11 protein-coding genes and 1 pseudogene are annotated in these 16,209 nt (G+C 45.0%); 8 read left to right on the forward strand and 4 right to left on the reverse strand.

Translation table 11 applies throughout. The features are described 5' to 3' along the window. A pseudogene (locus OM95_RS05410) lies at window positions 1–669 on the reverse strand (tail fiber domain-containing protein); the annotation flags it as partial. Between the two features lie 542 nt (window positions 670–1,211). Here OM95_RS05410 and OM95_RS05415 point away from each other — a divergent pair. Then, complete coding sequence (locus OM95_RS05415) at window positions 1,212–2,150, forward strand: serine protease (RefSeq protein WP_041871156.1); 939 nt, start codon at window positions 1,212–1,214, stop codon at window positions 2,148–2,150. Window positions 2,151–2,392: 242 nt separating this feature from the next. Next, entirely contained in the window at window positions 2,393–3,148 is a 756-nt protein-coding gene (locus OM95_RS05420; protein WP_363228095.1) for a transporter substrate-binding domain-containing protein, read from the forward strand. A gap of 102 nt (window positions 3,149–3,250) precedes the next feature. On the opposite strand, the gene OM95_RS05425 is transcribed toward OM95_RS05420, so the two are convergent. Continuing rightward, on the reverse strand, window positions 3,251–4,114 hold the full coding sequence (locus OM95_RS05425; protein WP_291515606.1) for a hypothetical protein: 864 nt from the start codon (window positions 4,112–4,114) through the stop codon (window positions 3,251–3,253). Between the two features lie 309 nt (window positions 4,115–4,423). Here OM95_RS05425 and OM95_RS05430 point away from each other — a divergent pair, with 309 nt between their 5' ends. From OM95_RS05430 to OM95_RS05455, 6 genes are all read left to right on the forward strand, one after another. Beyond that, entirely contained in the window at window positions 4,424–4,780 is a 357-nt protein-coding gene (locus OM95_RS05430) for a hypothetical protein (protein ID WP_041871159.1), read from the forward strand. 304 nt (window positions 4,781–5,084) lie between these two features. Then, the gene (locus tag OM95_RS05435) at window positions 5,085–5,747 is read left to right on the forward strand and encodes an ATP-dependent Clp protease proteolytic subunit (RefSeq protein WP_041871161.1); all 663 of its coding nucleotides are present in this window, start codon (window positions 5,085–5,087) and stop codon (window positions 5,745–5,747) included. A 19-nt stretch (window positions 5,748–5,766) separates the two neighbouring features. Continuing rightward, window positions 5,767–6,891 (forward strand): hypothetical protein, encoded by a 1,125-nt coding sequence (locus OM95_RS05440; RefSeq protein ID WP_041871162.1) that lies wholly within the window; start codon window positions 5,767–5,769, stop codon window positions 6,889–6,891. 371 nt (window positions 6,892–7,262) lie between these two features. Next, window positions 7,263–8,192, forward strand: coding sequence for a hypothetical protein (locus OM95_RS05445; RefSeq protein WP_041871164.1), 930 nt, complete (start codon window positions 7,263–7,265; stop codon window positions 8,190–8,192). 8 nt (window positions 8,193–8,200) lie between these two features. Beyond that, the gene (locus OM95_RS05450) at window positions 8,201–9,820 is read left to right on the forward strand and encodes a hypothetical protein (protein ID WP_041871166.1); all 1,620 of its coding nucleotides are present in this window, start codon (window positions 8,201–8,203) and stop codon (window positions 9,818–9,820) included. A 122-nt stretch (window positions 9,821–9,942) separates the two neighbouring features. Then, the gene (locus OM95_RS05455; RefSeq protein ID WP_041871168.1) at window positions 9,943–10,737 is read left to right on the forward strand and encodes an ABC transporter substrate-binding protein; all 795 of its coding nucleotides are present in this window, start codon (window positions 9,943–9,945) and stop codon (window positions 10,735–10,737) included. Between the two features lie 406 nt (window positions 10,738–11,143). Here the strand turns inward: OM95_RS05455 and OM95_RS05465 are convergent, their stop codons facing one another. Both OM95_RS05465 and OM95_RS17110 read right to left on the reverse strand, forming a co-directional pair. Further along, window positions 11,144–13,666: a hypothetical protein gene (locus tag OM95_RS05465; RefSeq protein WP_041871173.1), complete on the reverse strand. Its 2,523-nt coding sequence runs from the start codon at window positions 13,664–13,666 to the stop codon at window positions 11,144–11,146. A 62-nt stretch (window positions 13,667–13,728) separates the two neighbouring features. Further along, complete coding sequence (locus OM95_RS17110) at window positions 13,729–16,023, reverse strand: hypothetical protein (RefSeq protein ID WP_291515607.1); 2,295 nt, start codon at window positions 16,021–16,023, stop codon at window positions 13,729–13,731. Between the last annotated feature and the right edge of the window lie 186 nt (window positions 16,024–16,209).

Raw genomic sequence — 16,209 nt, forward strand, 5'->3', positions numbered from 1 at the left:
TGTGGTCCCCACATTCAGCTGCAGCACGGGCGCTAATGTGCTGCTTGTCACTGTGATATAAGAATCGGCCGAGGTCACACTTGTGACCGTACCTCCACCCGCTCCGACAGTTCCCTGACAGGTCAAAGCAGTTCCGTCCCAAGACAGAAAGGTGCCCGCAGCACAAGTCGGTAGACCTGTTTTGATAACAAATTCGGAAGCCTCTTTGCCATCCAACTGGGCCGCGGAGATTGCAAAAGGAACCGAGTGAATCTCCATCGCCGGAGTGATCGAACGCCACGTACTTCCTTCGTAAAATTGCACACGCAATTTGCGTGAACTGCCGATCGCAGGTGTGACAGGTGCGGCCCCATCACAACTTATAGATTTACCGTCAACAAATGCATCACTCAGCTTGAAAGAGGGCGCCAGTGGAAACTGTTTTACACCAGTCCCAACCGCCACGTCGAAAACACCTTTCGTCGTGGATAGATCAACACCATTGAGCTGCTCACGATACATCACACAAGATTCATCCGAGTTCGTAATCTCGAATGAAAAACTGACGTTGCTGGCGCTCAAAGGGCTCCCATCTGTTTTAAGGATGCGACCTTGATAGTTCAAAGAACTCGGAGCCGCTGACGCCAAAATAGAGAAGAGCATAATAAGGAAAGACGTTCCATATTTCATACAGATCTCTTCGGTGTACTTTGACCAGGTCTTAACTGGACGATTTTAGAATCATTGAGGTTTTTGACCTAAAAGCTTAAAAAAATGTTCGCTAAAAAGCACTTAGCGGATAAAAATTAGCCGCCTATTCATCTCCGTTAAGAAGCCTGTTTCCAGGCGAATCCATTAATAATAAATATTCGCATTGTTCTGAGAATTCATTCAGCCCAAAAGGGGTCCAATACAAAGTTTTTTGATACGCCCCCTGCCTAAACCACGCGCCTCCAGCTAAGCGAAATCAATGATGTCTTTTTGTCATGTTTAGTCTGTATTTATTCTTTATTTCCGCTGATACAGTCTTTGTCTGATCCATAAACAAGTGCCCCCTCACTTGCTATCGAAAGAAGAGCCTAGGGCCTCATCAAGCCTAAGGCTCTTCTTTCGAGGGTCACATATAACCACAAAGTTTACTTCAGGAAATAAATTCAACCGGGTAGATCTCGGGATGTCTTTCGATTAGTGTTCATTTTTTGAACACCCACGAGGGGGGGGGGGATTCTCCGATGACTGTGATTTTCCGATTTGTTTTAAGCTTCACTCTCATGACGCCGTTGTTGAGCCATGCCGATATTTTTGGCCCTGATGATCGAAAAGATCCACTACAAGTGCCGTCCAAGTCCCACCTTGCGAACTCGGTTGCGGTGGGTGTTTTAAGCAGCCTATGGACTGATCTGGGTAATGGTTTCTCGTCGCTAGAAGCCAACAGAATGAATGAATTCATGTGCCAAGACGAACGTTTCTCTGAGGAAAACAGCATTGCCTACGCTTGTTCAGGTTTTCTAGTGGCACCGGATCTCTTAGTGACGGCTGGACACTGTGCCGTTAACTTCGGCGAGATCCACCATGTTACTGATCAATACTGCGAAGTTTATACTTGGCTGTTCGACTACAATAGCAAAATGAATCTCCGAAAAATCAGCAATGACAAGATTTATCGATGCAAAGAAATCATCTACGCCACACTCAGTGAAGCAGAAGAAGTTCAGGACTTCGCACTCATTCGTCTGGATCGTCACACCGTCAATAGAACGCCTTTTAAAATTGCCGACCACCCTATTCAGATGAATGACTCAGTCGCCTTGTTAGGTTTCCCTATGGGACTTCCCCTGAAATTCGCCGACAACGCCAAAGTATTTTCTCCCAATCATCGCGGTCGATCCTTTTTAACGGATCTAGATGCTTTTTCAGGGAACAGCGGTGGTCCCGTTCTTAATGCAAAAGATGAGGTCGTGGGCCTTCTTATCGCGGGCAATCCCAGTAACTCAACCTACACCGACCCAGTCCAAAGATGCGAAAGATACAACTCCTGTGATTCGAACGGGGAAAACTGCAAGGCTTTTTCTCCACACTTCCCTCTTCAGGGCTTTCCGAACACTTTCTCTGAAGTACAAAGCCTGCTGTTTTATCGCGATGTTATTTTAAAAAGTATGGTCTTAAAATAAAAAGTTCAGGAAAAAACTTCCGTTACAACCAAACTGACGGTGTGGTGACTTCCTATTCGTGAACTCGCCAACACAATGGGTACAATGTGGTATCCGTTGTGGTCCCCGTCTGGACAAACACTCGTCGTCAATCAGGTCTCATTTTACATGCTTACACATTCGTGGTTATATAACCGACTAAAATAAAGTCTGAGGTGATTTGCTTGTTGAAATTGAGCCTTCAGTGCCTTGTAGCTTTCGCTGTGTTTTTCTGGAACTCCCCAACTCCCTTTGCACAAAAAAAACACTCCTTAAAAGTCATTAATGTTGGCACATCCGAAATTCCGCCTTACTTGAGTTCCTCCATGAAAAAAGGTGGAGCCCTGGTTTATTCTATGGAAAAAATATTTGCGCAGATTGGGTATAAGCCCGTTGTCCATTATGTCTCTTGGAATAGAACCCGGATCATGGCCGAAAAAGGGGAAATCGACTGCTACGCCCCTACCATCAGAAACGACCTTCTGCCCGGATTTACTTTCTTTAAAACCTCCTCAAAGGTTCCGTGGGTGATCATTCAACGAAAAGAAAAGCCGATTGAATGGCATAAGCTATCTGACCTTTATAAGTACGAAGTGGGTCGTGTGCTTGGCTACTATCTTCGCGACGAGGAACGACAGATCTACACACATGGTGTGAAGGTTCAAAGTACGACAGATAACTCTAAAAATCTTCTTATGGTGGCGACAGGACGCATCGATTATGCCGTTATTGACCCCATTGTCTTTTCTTTCCTCATGCAGACTGATCCCAGCCTGATTCCATATAAAGACAAGTTGGAAATCAACAAACAGCCGCTGAGTCTCTCCGACTATGGCATTGCCATAAGAGACAGCAAAAAATTTGTGGGATTAAAAGATCTCCTGCAAAAACCCGAGACGATTGAAAAGCTTAATCGCTATGTAATAGAATACTTAACAAATAAAGATTATATACAAAACTTTATTCTGCCAGGATCGTGATAGCTTCCAAGTTGCAGACTCACTGCGAGTGTTACCTTCTGACATCAAAGAACCCCTAAAATTTCTTAGGGGTTCTGCGAACACTGAAAGGACTTCTGTTCGTTATCTTGGCGGGCTTAGTTGCTGGTAGTTGATTGGACTATAGTCATCTGCTTTTTCCATTTTAATCTTACAGTATTTTTCAACAGTCTTGACGATATTCCAAAGTTCGGTGGTGCGATTGATGTAGGGATTGAAGGGATACCAGCCGGCATATTGCATCGTTTGACCATAAACATAACTCACCGTTGTTGGATTCAAATAGTTACTATCTACGACTTTTAAATCATAACCATTTTTAGTCTTAACCATGTCCACCACGAGCCACGCGTGCGCGACGACTCCAGGCATTTGTAAATACTGATAAACAACCTGGCCGCGTTTTACGATACGTTCATAAAGTCGGTCCATAATGGAATCGATAAGAGCCGGATCGACACCTTCCAGACCACCAATATTCCCACCTACAAAGCCCAAGCCTAATACACCGTGAGTGATTTGCCAGCTTTCCAGAAGACCTTGAATTTTCGTTCTATAATCAGAAGTAAATTCACGGAAATTTCTATACCCTGGAATTTCGACAACAGAGTTACCGCTTTTAAGTTTACTTAAAATTTTGTCGACTTCGGCATCTGAGGGGCGCGGAAGATCTGGACGATAAATTGCCATATAAGTAGCGTTTCTCGTAAGGCGGGAATGCCACCAGCAAACTCCTCCATTAAGCAAGCCGCCTTCATTTGTAAAGGCCATAATATTTTCTTCATTGAGCAACAGGGACTGGAAATAGTGTGGATTCTTCGCCGCCTGTTTACAAAACTCGGCTTTTGATGTCGCTGCTCGCACTCCCGACAACTTAAAAGAATCCGCGAATGCACCAGTAGTTACCAGCAATGAAAGGGCCACAGACATTAAAGTAATGATTTTCATAGACATCTTAAATACCTCAATCGCCGTTGTTCTCAGATGGAACTTATTTTCCTGTAGCTGACAACGGTCTGAATGGGAGTTGCGATTGCGATATTTGTACCAAGGCGAAATCGACTCAGTCCTCTTACAGAACGAGAACTCTATGATTTCTTCAAAGAATGGCCTAGATCGTCACTTGATCGCTGAGAGAACTTCTGACCCGTTTCACTGTCGGCCAATTAAGAAAATAGAAACTCCATTTTACTTAATATATATGCCGTTGTTCCTCCACAAAAAGGGTGTTATGCACCACCTCAATAAGGAGCCGCCATGAAACATCTGATTACATTTTTACTTCTATTTACTCCAGTTCAGAAAATCTACGCCCAGAATATCGCGGGATGGGATTCTTCAATGGGTATAGACAAAGCTTCGACGATCGATATGCTGGAAGAAAACGTCGCGAAAGAGTACGAGCTCAGTGATGAGCGCTACTATTGCGATCTAGTTGAAACCCGGGATCATGAGTTGCTTGTCAGAGCAAAAACGGAATTCAGATTTCTCATCAGCAGTAAGGCTTATTTCCAAGGGAATAGTTGCCCAAAGAAGGCCAACCTTCATTGTGAAACAACTTTTATCAGAGACGGTTCGGGCTCTTGGCTTGCGCAATCCAGTGACTGCGAGTGAACATCATCATGCGCACAAGGACGTGTAAGCATTGCTCGCTCCGCGAGCATTCATCTTTAAAATCTTGGCTGAATACGCGAGTTTTGCTCAGCCGACTTATTTAGGAAAATTCAAAAAAAGTACTTCCTGCGAGCTAAATTTCAACTCGACATCGAAGGTACGGTGTCGCAAAAGGGCTTATGGAAAAACACTAGACATCGACTTCTTCGGCAAACCCTCCTTAATTCCAGTTCATATTGGCAGACTTGTGGCAAATCAAAGGTTTGTTGGATTGGAAAGCCCCCGCTGAGCGAAGGATGTTCTAATGAAATTACTTTTGAAACTCGCAGCCTTTTTGCCGTTTCTCATTTTGAGTCAACGGGTATTCGCCGCCACTTTTGAAGTCAAAGAGGTTCCTCGTTCGGAAATGGAGAGCTTCTTCACAATTAAAATCTCAGGAGAAGTCACTCCCGGATTTGCAGCTCAACTTGATTCAGAATTTTCTAAAATAGATCCCGCCAAAGAAGTGTTACTACATTTGAACTCTCCGGGTGGCTTGGTCGATGAGGGACTTGAGGCTATCCAGATTATCAAACAACAAAAAGAAAAAGGCCGCGTTGTTGAAACCACTGTGGAAAATGGCGACAAGTGCGGCAGCATTTGCGTCCCGATTTATGTTCAAGGTAAGAACCGATACGCCGGTGAGGTAGCGGCATTTATGTTCCATGGCGCAAGACCCTGGCATTCCAACATCCCCAACAAAAGAAAAACCGAGGAACTCCTTAACAAGTTTGTTGAAGCTGGTGTCTCCGAAGCCTGGTTGAAGAAGCTTTTCGGCCTTGGCGTATTTAGCGAGCCCGGAGAATACTGGGTCTCTGGCAAAGAACTTTCTGCCGAAAGATCCAATGTCGTCACTGAGTTGATACCTAAGCATGTTAAGTTTAAACCTCAACGACTTCCGATTGATCCCAATATGGGCCCTCGCTAGTACAACGGAGAAGCAAAAAATGAGCGCCAAACAAAACAAATACGACACTGCAATTCGCGGCCTGCTAGAAGGAGCCTCCCAGATAGCTGCAGAATATTCCCGAGATATACGCGATATTCAGTCTCCGCAACTTGATAATGTTTTAGAGCAAAAGCTAGTGACATTCCGATTGGCGATGAAAATTGGCAACGGGCGTTTTTTAAACGAACAAGACATCAATCCAAACCTCGCAACGTCTTCCTTTATGAAGGGGGAATGTTACTTCGTTCGTGGCTCCATCCTTCTGCAAAAAAAATCCTTCGGCGACGCTTCTTATAATTTTGAAGCTGCCGCAAAGGAATATGAAGCCTGTGACAAAACGGCAAACTCCTTATTGTGCCAATTCAATTCACTTATCGCTCTGATTAATGGTGGGCTTGTGAAAGCCCCCAAAGCCATTTTTCTCTGCAATAGAATTCTGGCTCAAGCCGAACAAAAAAATATCTATATCATTCAGGGACTGGCGCTAAGACAGAAGTCCTACATTTATTTTCAACAGAAAAGCTATTTAGCCAGTTTGGCTGAAATCGAAAAGGCCATTTCCCTCTTTGAGGTGCATGGTCCGGCGTCGGATTATCATCTTTCTCTTGTTCATGCCGCTGACTGCTGTTTCGACTTAAAGGATCTGAACCGAGCCCATATGTTTTTGGACTATATTCCAACTGAGCATGACAATCGGGTCGAATTCCCGTTGGCTTATGTACGAGCTCGAATAAGCAATTCGACATTAGATACGCAGTTGTTCGCTGACATCAACCCGCACTGGTTACATCGCTATGAGAACCATATCCACGCAATGCAGATCGCGCCCGAAAAAGAACAATTACGCTGGAGTCAGCGTAGCTCTGTTGTGTTGGATCAAAAAGGCAAAATCCGCGGTCGAATTAAGGCGAGCTCTCTTGAAGGCGTTCTTTTAAGACAGTTGATCAAGGGCCCTGTCAGTAAGGATCTTTTGTGTGAGTCTCTTTGGCCTGAGTTCTCTTCGGCAAGATCGGTGGACGATCGTTTCTTCAGATTAAAAGCCCGCTTGGAACACAAACTGGGTGACATCATTGATTTCGATGGCTGCCAGTATTCTTTAAACTGCTCCATAAAAATTCTGTAGCGGCCTCACAGGCGAGGCCCCTCTGACCTCGCCTCCCCGTGACCATTTTCTATTTAGGCTTTCTTTAACACCACACAACTTATTGAAATCAAAGACCTATTTTCAGGTTCTTTAGTCTGTATCTTTAGCCCTTTACAATTGAGACAACATTCTTGGCTGATCGCTTTGAGGACATGACAGGCGCACTCAGCGAGCAAATTTGCGAAAGAAGTCATGCGCCAAATGGCTAAACATCTTTTGTGAGTTCAAAAGGAATTCACGCTTGATTAATGAGGGCATGTCTTTCGCATTTTTTTAAAATCGAAGACGGTTCGAGTCGAGCACAAAGAGGTTCGCCAACCGAGCACAAATAATACCGAAGGAGATTACCTATGAAAATTCTAAAAAGAACTCTGATGGCTGCCGCGACTGTCACAATGCTGGCGCAAAGTGCCTTTGCGCAAACTGCGAAAGAAGTGGCCTTGTTGGGCGGGATCAGTGCTTTAGAACAACAAATCTTGGCTTCGATCATCGCGGTGAATGCCTTCGGCGGAAAGGTCACATACCAAATCCCAGAACAACTTAAGCCGGATAAGTTGACCGATACGGTGACCACGTCCTACAAGGTTTCGGCGACTGGTGCACTTCTTTCGGCGTTTCTGCCGTTCTCATTCAAGGGCGCATACCTAAATCCGTTTCCGTTCGGTCCAAAATTTATTTTCCCTGACGTCCTTATCGATTCTGCGCGGATCACAGGCACGGCAGCCTCATCTTCGTTGTTCTTCGGCAAAACACACTACCAAGATAAAATTGCCTCTGAAGCACGAGTCATTGAAGCTATTAATAGCGACAATGAATTGGATAGTCGCTTGAACCAGGCGTTGATGCCGTGGGTTGCCATTTTGAATATGGAACAACAACGTATCCATTTATTTAAGAGAGCCATAAAAGATAACTTGGTTAAACAAATCCGCGACCAACAATGGAATCCTTTGACGGGGTCCGTTCATAAATCAGATGCCTACGAAATTGATGTCGTCGAATCTGCCTTCGAGTCTGGCTTAATTTCTGAGAAAGTCCGTAATAGCGCCAAAGTCGTTATGTCCACAATAATTGCAGACAATTCTCAACAATTGCCGACAGATCTAAATGATCTTTTGGCGCTAGATATTTCGACCGCCGAATCCATGAGTCAAGCCTTGGAAATCGCCCTCACTTCAGGCCAAATGGATGCAGCCACGGCCATTCGATTCAAAACCGTTCTTCAAAATCTTGAATATCAGATCCAGGCAGCTAAAGACGTCCAAGCGGCGGCTAGATAGGAAGGCTTATGTTTCGTCGATTGGTTGGCTTTGCAATGGTCCTTTGTAGTACGTGGGCGTTTTCTGCCCACGCGGGGCCTTCTTGCAACAGTATTTTTACGCTCAATGAAGTGCAAGAAGTCGCCGAAAGCCAATCCGTCTTAAATACCGTCGCTGCGATCCGGAAAGTTCGTATCGAACTTGAAGCAGCTCACCAAGACCAACGCCTTCACGGTCTTCAGCAAAAAGTTGCAGAAATAAGTCAGATCGCGGCCACTGCCCAGGAGTGGGCCTTAAAGTTTTCTCAGTACTGGCAGATTCGTCCCACCGGCCTTTATAAGGTTTCATCGAATAAATATGTTCAAGGGGCCGCAAATCAGGTGCAATCTCTTTCGTCTCTGACCTGGTCGCTTCTCTCTCCGCTGGGAGTTTTTGAAACCACGGGCGACAAGATCTTTAAAAAAATTGAGAAGAACCCACGCTACGAACTAAATAGCCAAGAGGCTTCGCATATTGATCGCATCCAACTTACAGAGGCTCTGGAAAGACGACGCGATTTCATCGAAAAGCATCCAAAATGGGCCCAGCTGCAACGCTGGACAAAGAACGTGACAAAAGCCGCTTTGATTGCCTCAAGTCTTCTGGTGGCTAACCACGATCTTCAACTTGCCAAAAATACGGTGACGGTAGATCAATATGCCACGGTTCTATCGAAGAACCAAAACCAGAGCCAAGTGGATATTATTATTGATATCGGGCTATTTCCTCATCTTGCTGTCTCTATGGACGGCAAGGTTTATTCTTATGGTGTCACAGATCTCAGTGTCACTCCTCTTTCTCGATATTTGGCGAAACAACAGGGTGATCCCTCGATTGTTTCCGCGCGCAGTTTACAAGTGATAAGATTAAATCTGAATAGCGACAACAGAGCTCAATTTAAGAAAGATCTCGAGATGTCCGCTTATAAAGAATACACAAATGTAACTTTCGTAAATGACTGTGCGACGATGATCGCTCGCGCTTTACAAAGAGAAGCCGGCCTTTCTGTGCCCCGCGCGATCAATGCTTCTCCGTCCCAAATTGGAATGTATTTTTCATTCTTAAATACTCTTGGCGCACAGACTACTGACCATCGCCCCTTGGTCGATAGTCAGTATTTAGTGAGCGTGGATGGTCCTAATAACAAATCCTTTCACTTACTTCGTACAAGTTACTACAACCTGGTAGAGTCCAAATATTTCATTTTATTTGCCCCATCTCTTCAAGCCTCTAAAGTAGGCTTCGATATGCTCCACGATGAAGCCGAATTACAAAGATGGACCCCGGGGGCTTTGCAAGCTTTTGAAAATATTAAGACCGCGGAAGAAGTCAGCATCAAGAATAGTCCCGAACTCGTTCTTATTAAACAACGGCTTTCAGCTATGGAGGGGAACTTTTTGCGGGGTCTGCCCTTGAGCGCCGAAGAAGTCCAATTAAAACCCGTTTTAGAACGCATGACCGATCGCTATTTCACTCGAGAAGTTTCTCTTGCGCAGGCAATGAACTCGCCAGATAACAGTCTTCTTGAGACCATTAAAATTGAACAACGTCTCAACGTTCTGCACAAGGAGCGACGAGATATCGAGCATCGCCTGAGTCTGCTGAAATAAGCCCATCACTTCTACTGATTAGGTTCACTTGGCGCCATGCTAGCTCAGGACCTTCAGATTTTACATATGTACATATTTACGCGGATATAGTTGACTAAGAACATGCAGCAGGAGTGAGTCACTTGTTGAAATTAAGTCTTCAGTTCTTCGTAACTTTCCTTGTCTTTTTCTGGGGCTCGCCAGAACCCCAGGCTAAGACGGACCAACAACTGGCTGTCATCAATGTTGGTACATCTGAGATTCCTCCCTATTTCAGCGCCTCCATGAAAAAAGGCGGAGCTCTTGGTTATTCTCTAGAAAAAATATTTGCGCAAATTGGCTACAAACCAGTGGTGCACTATGTGTCCTGGAACAGGGCCAAAATCATGGCGGAAAAAGGGGAAATCGACTGCTACGCGCCGACAATAAACAATGACCTCTTACCCGGGTTTAAGTTTTTTCAGACGGCCTCAAAGGTGCCTTGGGTGATCATTCAACGTAAAAAAAATCCAATTGAATGGCAAAACCTGAACGATCTCTACAAATACAAAGTAGGCCGAGTCCTGGGCTACTACTTACGTGATGAGGAACGAAAAATCTATACCCACGGTGTGGATGTGCAAAACACAACGGACAATTCTAAAAATCTTCTCATGGTGGCGACGGGGCGTATCGATTACGCCGTTATTGATCCGGTTGTTTTTTCCTTCCTAGTACAGACCGATCCTACTCTGATTCCTCACAAGGATAAGTTGGAAATCAACAAGCGTCCCCTAAGCTATTCAGATTATGGTATTGCTATTCGAGACACCGAAAAGCTCAACACCCTTAAGAAGCATTTTCTGAATCCGCAGACTATTGAAAAGCTTAATGGGTACGCGACGGAGTATCTTAAGAACAAAAATTACGTGCAGAATTTCAAATTACAAGCGAAGTAAAAATGCCTTTGGATGATGAAGGCCTATTGCCGCAGATACAGAGATCGGGCTTAATAAAAACTACCTTCGATAACCACTCCATTTGAAAGTACCTGATTTTCTGAAATCTCTCCGAACGCCCCACGAATAACTGCACCATTCGAGGTCGTTACTATTTCAGCATGATGGAATTCAGCTCCGGGACTTTGTTGTAGACCTGGGTCAATCTGAGTCTGCGGCTGGGTGATTGCGACTTCGAGCGAACAGGCGCTGAGAAGTGATATAGCTATTAAAAAAAGGATTGTTTTTATCGACCGACCCAATTCTTCCCTCACGGACCAGATTACGGTCCTGATTATACTACATTCTTATCGGATAGACAGCGAGGTGCCTTTAATTGCCTGACCCAGACTGAAACAAATAAACTCTACATGGCCGAGGCGTACTTAAAAGGAGCCTCCGCAAAGGCAATATAAATATACTTTCCACCTGGTGCATTCAACCCCACACCTGAATCACGAATCTTAAAGCCGTTACTCAAAAAATCTACAAAATCACCACTCCCCTCAGCATCTAGCAAGTTCGGATAGAGACCATTCGTCTGCACATTATAGCTATTTCGCGCACTATCTAAAACTACCCAACTGCTAGTAGAGTCAATTCGCTTCAGCAACAAATATTTTGGTTTAAATCCACAATAAACAAAAGGACCATCGGCACTTCCATCGGGCGAGGCGCCATTCCCCGTGTAATAGTCAATTCGCGAATATCCAGGGACTTCAGCAAATAAATAGAAGATATAGTCACGGCCTGCAGTTCCATTAAACTGGAATTGTGACGTAGTTGGACCTGTTCCCCACAAACCTGCCGAAGATATTTTTGCTGACGTACTGAATGTCAGGTATTCAGAAGTCGTCAAGGTCGCAGAATACACAAACCAATTTTCAGAGACACCCGTGGTTTTAGCCAAAATCATTTTTGGTGTGGCACCTAAAGAGTGCGAAATCGTATTTATGCCCGTTGAGGACAAAGTGTTTTGAATTATATCAAAACCCGAGGCAGCACTTTTTCTCCAACACCAGCCAACATAATTATAGCCCGTCTCATCAACGTTGCGCCAAGGTGTCGCCCCACTATTACCTCGTCCCAAAGTAAATCCATTTGGATCAAGAGACTTAATATATCCCGATGGTAACGTCGCTCCGTTTGCCGCAGAGGATGCTGCTGATGAAGGAATACTCAACACACTCGCTCCTCTGACAGAATCTCTTAAAAGATAAGATAAAGTGCCCTCGTTTCGAGCCTTCATCCAAACCAGGTCTGGAGAAAATTTCAGGCCAGTTTTTGCGGATCCCTGATCAACGGAACCCGAAGTTGTCGTATTAACACCGGCGTAAGCCAAGATATCAAAATACTGAGCGGGATTTTTAATTGTGGGATTAGAAAGATGAAAAGTACTTAAGGCTTTAAAACCCGATGGTGGAGAATATTTAAATCTTCCTCCGGCGGCGCTGTAATAAGTCAGACCCGGTTGACCGCCTTGGCCAAAGTTAAGATTATGAACTCCGCCAAGACCGCCAAGACGGCACAAGGCTGGAAACCATGGAACAGCTTTACTGATCGCCGTGAAAACGGCCCCTGCTCCTGTCGCTGGATTTCCGCTGTTGACCCAAACGTTATTGATACTAAACCACGCTTTACCCGCATCGACATCAATAGCAATACCAATCACGTCGTTCGCGGAAACCGCGGTATACACGGTCCCCGCGTAGCTTCCGACAGGACACGCTTCTCCGTTTGTATAACTGCCGGAAGATGAAGTCACATAGCCGTACTGTGAATGATTACCCAAAACTGGATCTAAGTCGTAGGCGGTGCCGTCCAACCGAAATCCAGAGACACCACACAAGGTGGACACTGTGTCTTCCCAATACCATTTACCGAAAGAAACACCAAGTGTCGCCGCAGTCTGTGCGTAATTAGAACCAGTTGTAGGTTCAACCCATCTCAAGGCTCCATTATTGATGGTACAACCGTTGTTCGACAACCAGTTCAACGTACAAAAATTATTGGTTGGACTATCTAAAACTTGATCGTGTGCCTGCAAGTTAACTGGGGTCCAATTATTGTTATTCGCACTCGAATCCTTGCCTAAAGTTGTAGACGTCGTATTCGAGTTGTCGGCAAATTTTAAATAAAATCCATTTGTACCATAAGTTCCGTTATATCTTTTAGAAACCCATTGCCCCGTCGTCGTATCTACTTTACCGAAATAACTTGAATCTAAAGCCTGACCATCAACGAAATTGACTTCAGCCATATAGCCATCAAATGGATAAGGCCCTGAGCCGGAGGTATAATTCACTCGACCGAGACAATGCATGTTCGTCGCATTAATGCCAAGATCCGCAGAAATTGTGGGATCATTTGATTCTGAAAAACTCGTGACCTGAACACCATTACAGAAAATTTTAACTCTGTTCGCAGCTACAGCATCAGTTGTATCGACAGAACAAACAATATGATACCAAGCCCCTGGATCTCGAAAGACTCGAGAGGTGACTCGCCATCTTACATTCCAACCAGAAAGAGAAAGGGTATCGTCACTAAAGAAAGTGAGAGCCGTATAAATACTATTAGATCCCGCAGAGTTGTCATAGGCTCCAAAAAGAACCTGATCCCGACTTAAGGAGCTTCTCTTAAACCAGCCGCTCCATGTCCATTTTTTTCTATTTCCTGCGGATGTGGGCGTCCAAGACAGGTAAGCTGAATTCACGGAGGCAAATCTTAGACTTTGCCCAATAGAATACTTCGTTGGCTGCTGCCAAAAAGCCCCCAATCCTGTCACCTGTGCAAAAGTCTTTTCAGCTTGCGACAGAATAGAAGTTCCGGCAACAAGCGTCGCCGATCCAAAAATAAATTTTCTGCGGTCGAATTTCTGTGAACTCATATAAAAATACTTTCGTAAAATCTGCGAGTGGGAATTCAAAATCGCCTGTCACTTCAATGAAGTTAGAAGCTGACCCAAGTAACGAAGACATCAGAACCTGTACGCATGAAGGTAAAGACGGTCTTCGCGGTGATCGCATCAGGTGCCGTGCCTCCTGCATAGTTGACGGTTAAAGCACCTGTCCCGTTGCCAGAGTAAGCCGTGAAAGTGCACGAACCACTCGTTCCATTCACAGCTAACGTGTATGACGCTCCATCAAGCATATTATTCAAAGTAAAGCTGGCACAACCATTCGAACCGCCAGTGTACTGAATATTGCCATTATGCCAATCCACTGTTGTCGCACCATTAAGATCGTTTGTCTTCGCTCGAATCTGACCATCGACATCAAGTTTTGCAGAGGGGCTGGCAACCCCTAGTCCGACATTTCCACCGGAATATTCAATCCCTCCCGTGGCCGCGCTCCAGTAAGTCGCTGATGCTGGCAAGCGTGCTGAGTCAATTGTTCCACCAGTAATTACCGAGGCATTCAGTCCCGCGATATTCGAACAGGTAAACGCATCTGTCACCGCCGACCAAGTTAAAGTCTGAGAAGCCGTACAACTTGTTGCAAACTGACTGGCACCAACAGATGTTCTTAAGTCATCAATACCAAAATACACAGGCACTAAGCTTGTACCATCAAATTTATAAACTTGATCTGTCAAAGGTGCCGTCGAAGATACCGCTATATTCTGAACTTTCGCCACTGTAGGATTCGGATAAGTTCCAGATAAATCTCCCCCAGCCGAACCAGTAGGAGTACGAGAATTAGAAAATCTTGAATCATCGCCGGCAGCCACCGTATTGACAGCCGTTCCCACAGGCAACCGTGCATAAGGCACTTGACCGGACGCCAACTGTGTTGCATTTAAATTCGTTAAGTTCACAGCACTCACCGGGGGAAGCTCTGCTGACGAATTCAGCTGCACGATCTGACTGGCCCCTGTTCCCATGTTGACGCTTGCAACACCACTGGATACAACCATTCCTGACGTCGTGGCATTTGTATTAAACTGCACAATACCTTTGGCTGCGTAACTAGCATCTGAAGGCGCACCCGCCGAATTATCAGTAGCACACTTCCAACCTCCAGAACCGGCATTCAGAGTTGAATCATACTTCAAAACCTCGGAGTCGCTACAGGCGATATTATTAGGTTTATAGTTTAAATATTTTCCTGCACCATTCAGAAGCTTATCAACAGACAAACCTGCAAGAAAACTGTCTGTAAAAGTTCCACTGGTGATTTTTGCCACATCCAAAGCCGGAATATCTGAAGCACTCAGTGTTGTTCCTGATGTCACACGGCCTTGCGCATCTGTGGTGACCTTGGTAAATGTTCCAGCAGTACCAACGTTGGATAAATTCACAGTGACGGAGCCCGTCGTTCCACCACCACTAAGACCTGTGCCTGCCACAACTTCAGTGATAGTTCCTGAACCACCCCCTGCAACGGTAGCCCATGACAACGCAGAACCATCCGTTGTTAAATACTTACCACCATTACCCGTTTGGCTTGGAATCGAAGGAATCGTGGGTTTATTACTTAAATCATTATAACTGCCACTGGTTGCAACAGTAGCGAGACCCGTTACCTTATTCGCGGCAACAGTTCCAACAATCGTTGTCGCCGTTGGCGCGTTATAAGTATTCGCAATGAGCTGCCCCATCACCGTGCTGGCAAACCAGGTTTCAACAGCCGTTTGCGTAATATTCGCGCTCACATTTACAAAACTATTCTCTGTACGGCCATTTAAACTTTCTGCATTAATGGCATAGGCCACTGAGCGCATATTAAAGTCAGCAACAATCGGCACGGAGTCGATTGTCACACTCAATCTGAATTTTCTTGCGCCATTGCCTGAAGCTGGATTGTAACTTGTGACGGCACCGTTCACCGATCCGTCAGCTAACAGGCAAGTTAAGCCCGCCGGCTGTGAAGGACCACTTGATATCACCGTCGAGTTGTCCATCACCTGCTTAAACGACAATCCCGGATCATAACCACCCGCGACTCCCGTACCTATTGCAAGATTGATATATCCGTTGGAAATATTAACATTCGTAAACTGTTCTTCTCTGAGGATGCAACCGTTTGGAGACAACACCAAAGCATCAACAGTCAATCCTGCTCTGGTAGGGTATTCACCATTGGGAAGTTTAATCACACCTTGAAACGAAATACCCTTATGAGACTGAGCCAATGAAGCTGCGGTAAAAAAAGAAACAGCCAGAAATCCGACTCTTTTTCTAAAATCGAAGATTCTATTCCAACGACGTTCCTTAAATAGATTTCTTAACTGAAGCTGATACAAAAATGTTCCTCCGAGCAGACATAAGTTTATCGGTCTGCTAAGGAAAAGCCTTTAATGTGCACTCTCGGCGAGCATTTCTATTTTAAACATCATATTTCGATTGCAGCGAGTCGGCCTGCCCGCCAAACAACACATGAGGAATTTTCGAAATTTTCGATCTTGAAGAACATCACTTACCGCGATTCT

It is taken from the genome of Bdellovibrio sp. ArHS (assembly GCF_000786105.1).
Taxonomy (GTDB): Bacteria; Bdellovibrionota; Bdellovibrionia; order Bdellovibrionales; family Bdellovibrionaceae; genus Bdellovibrio.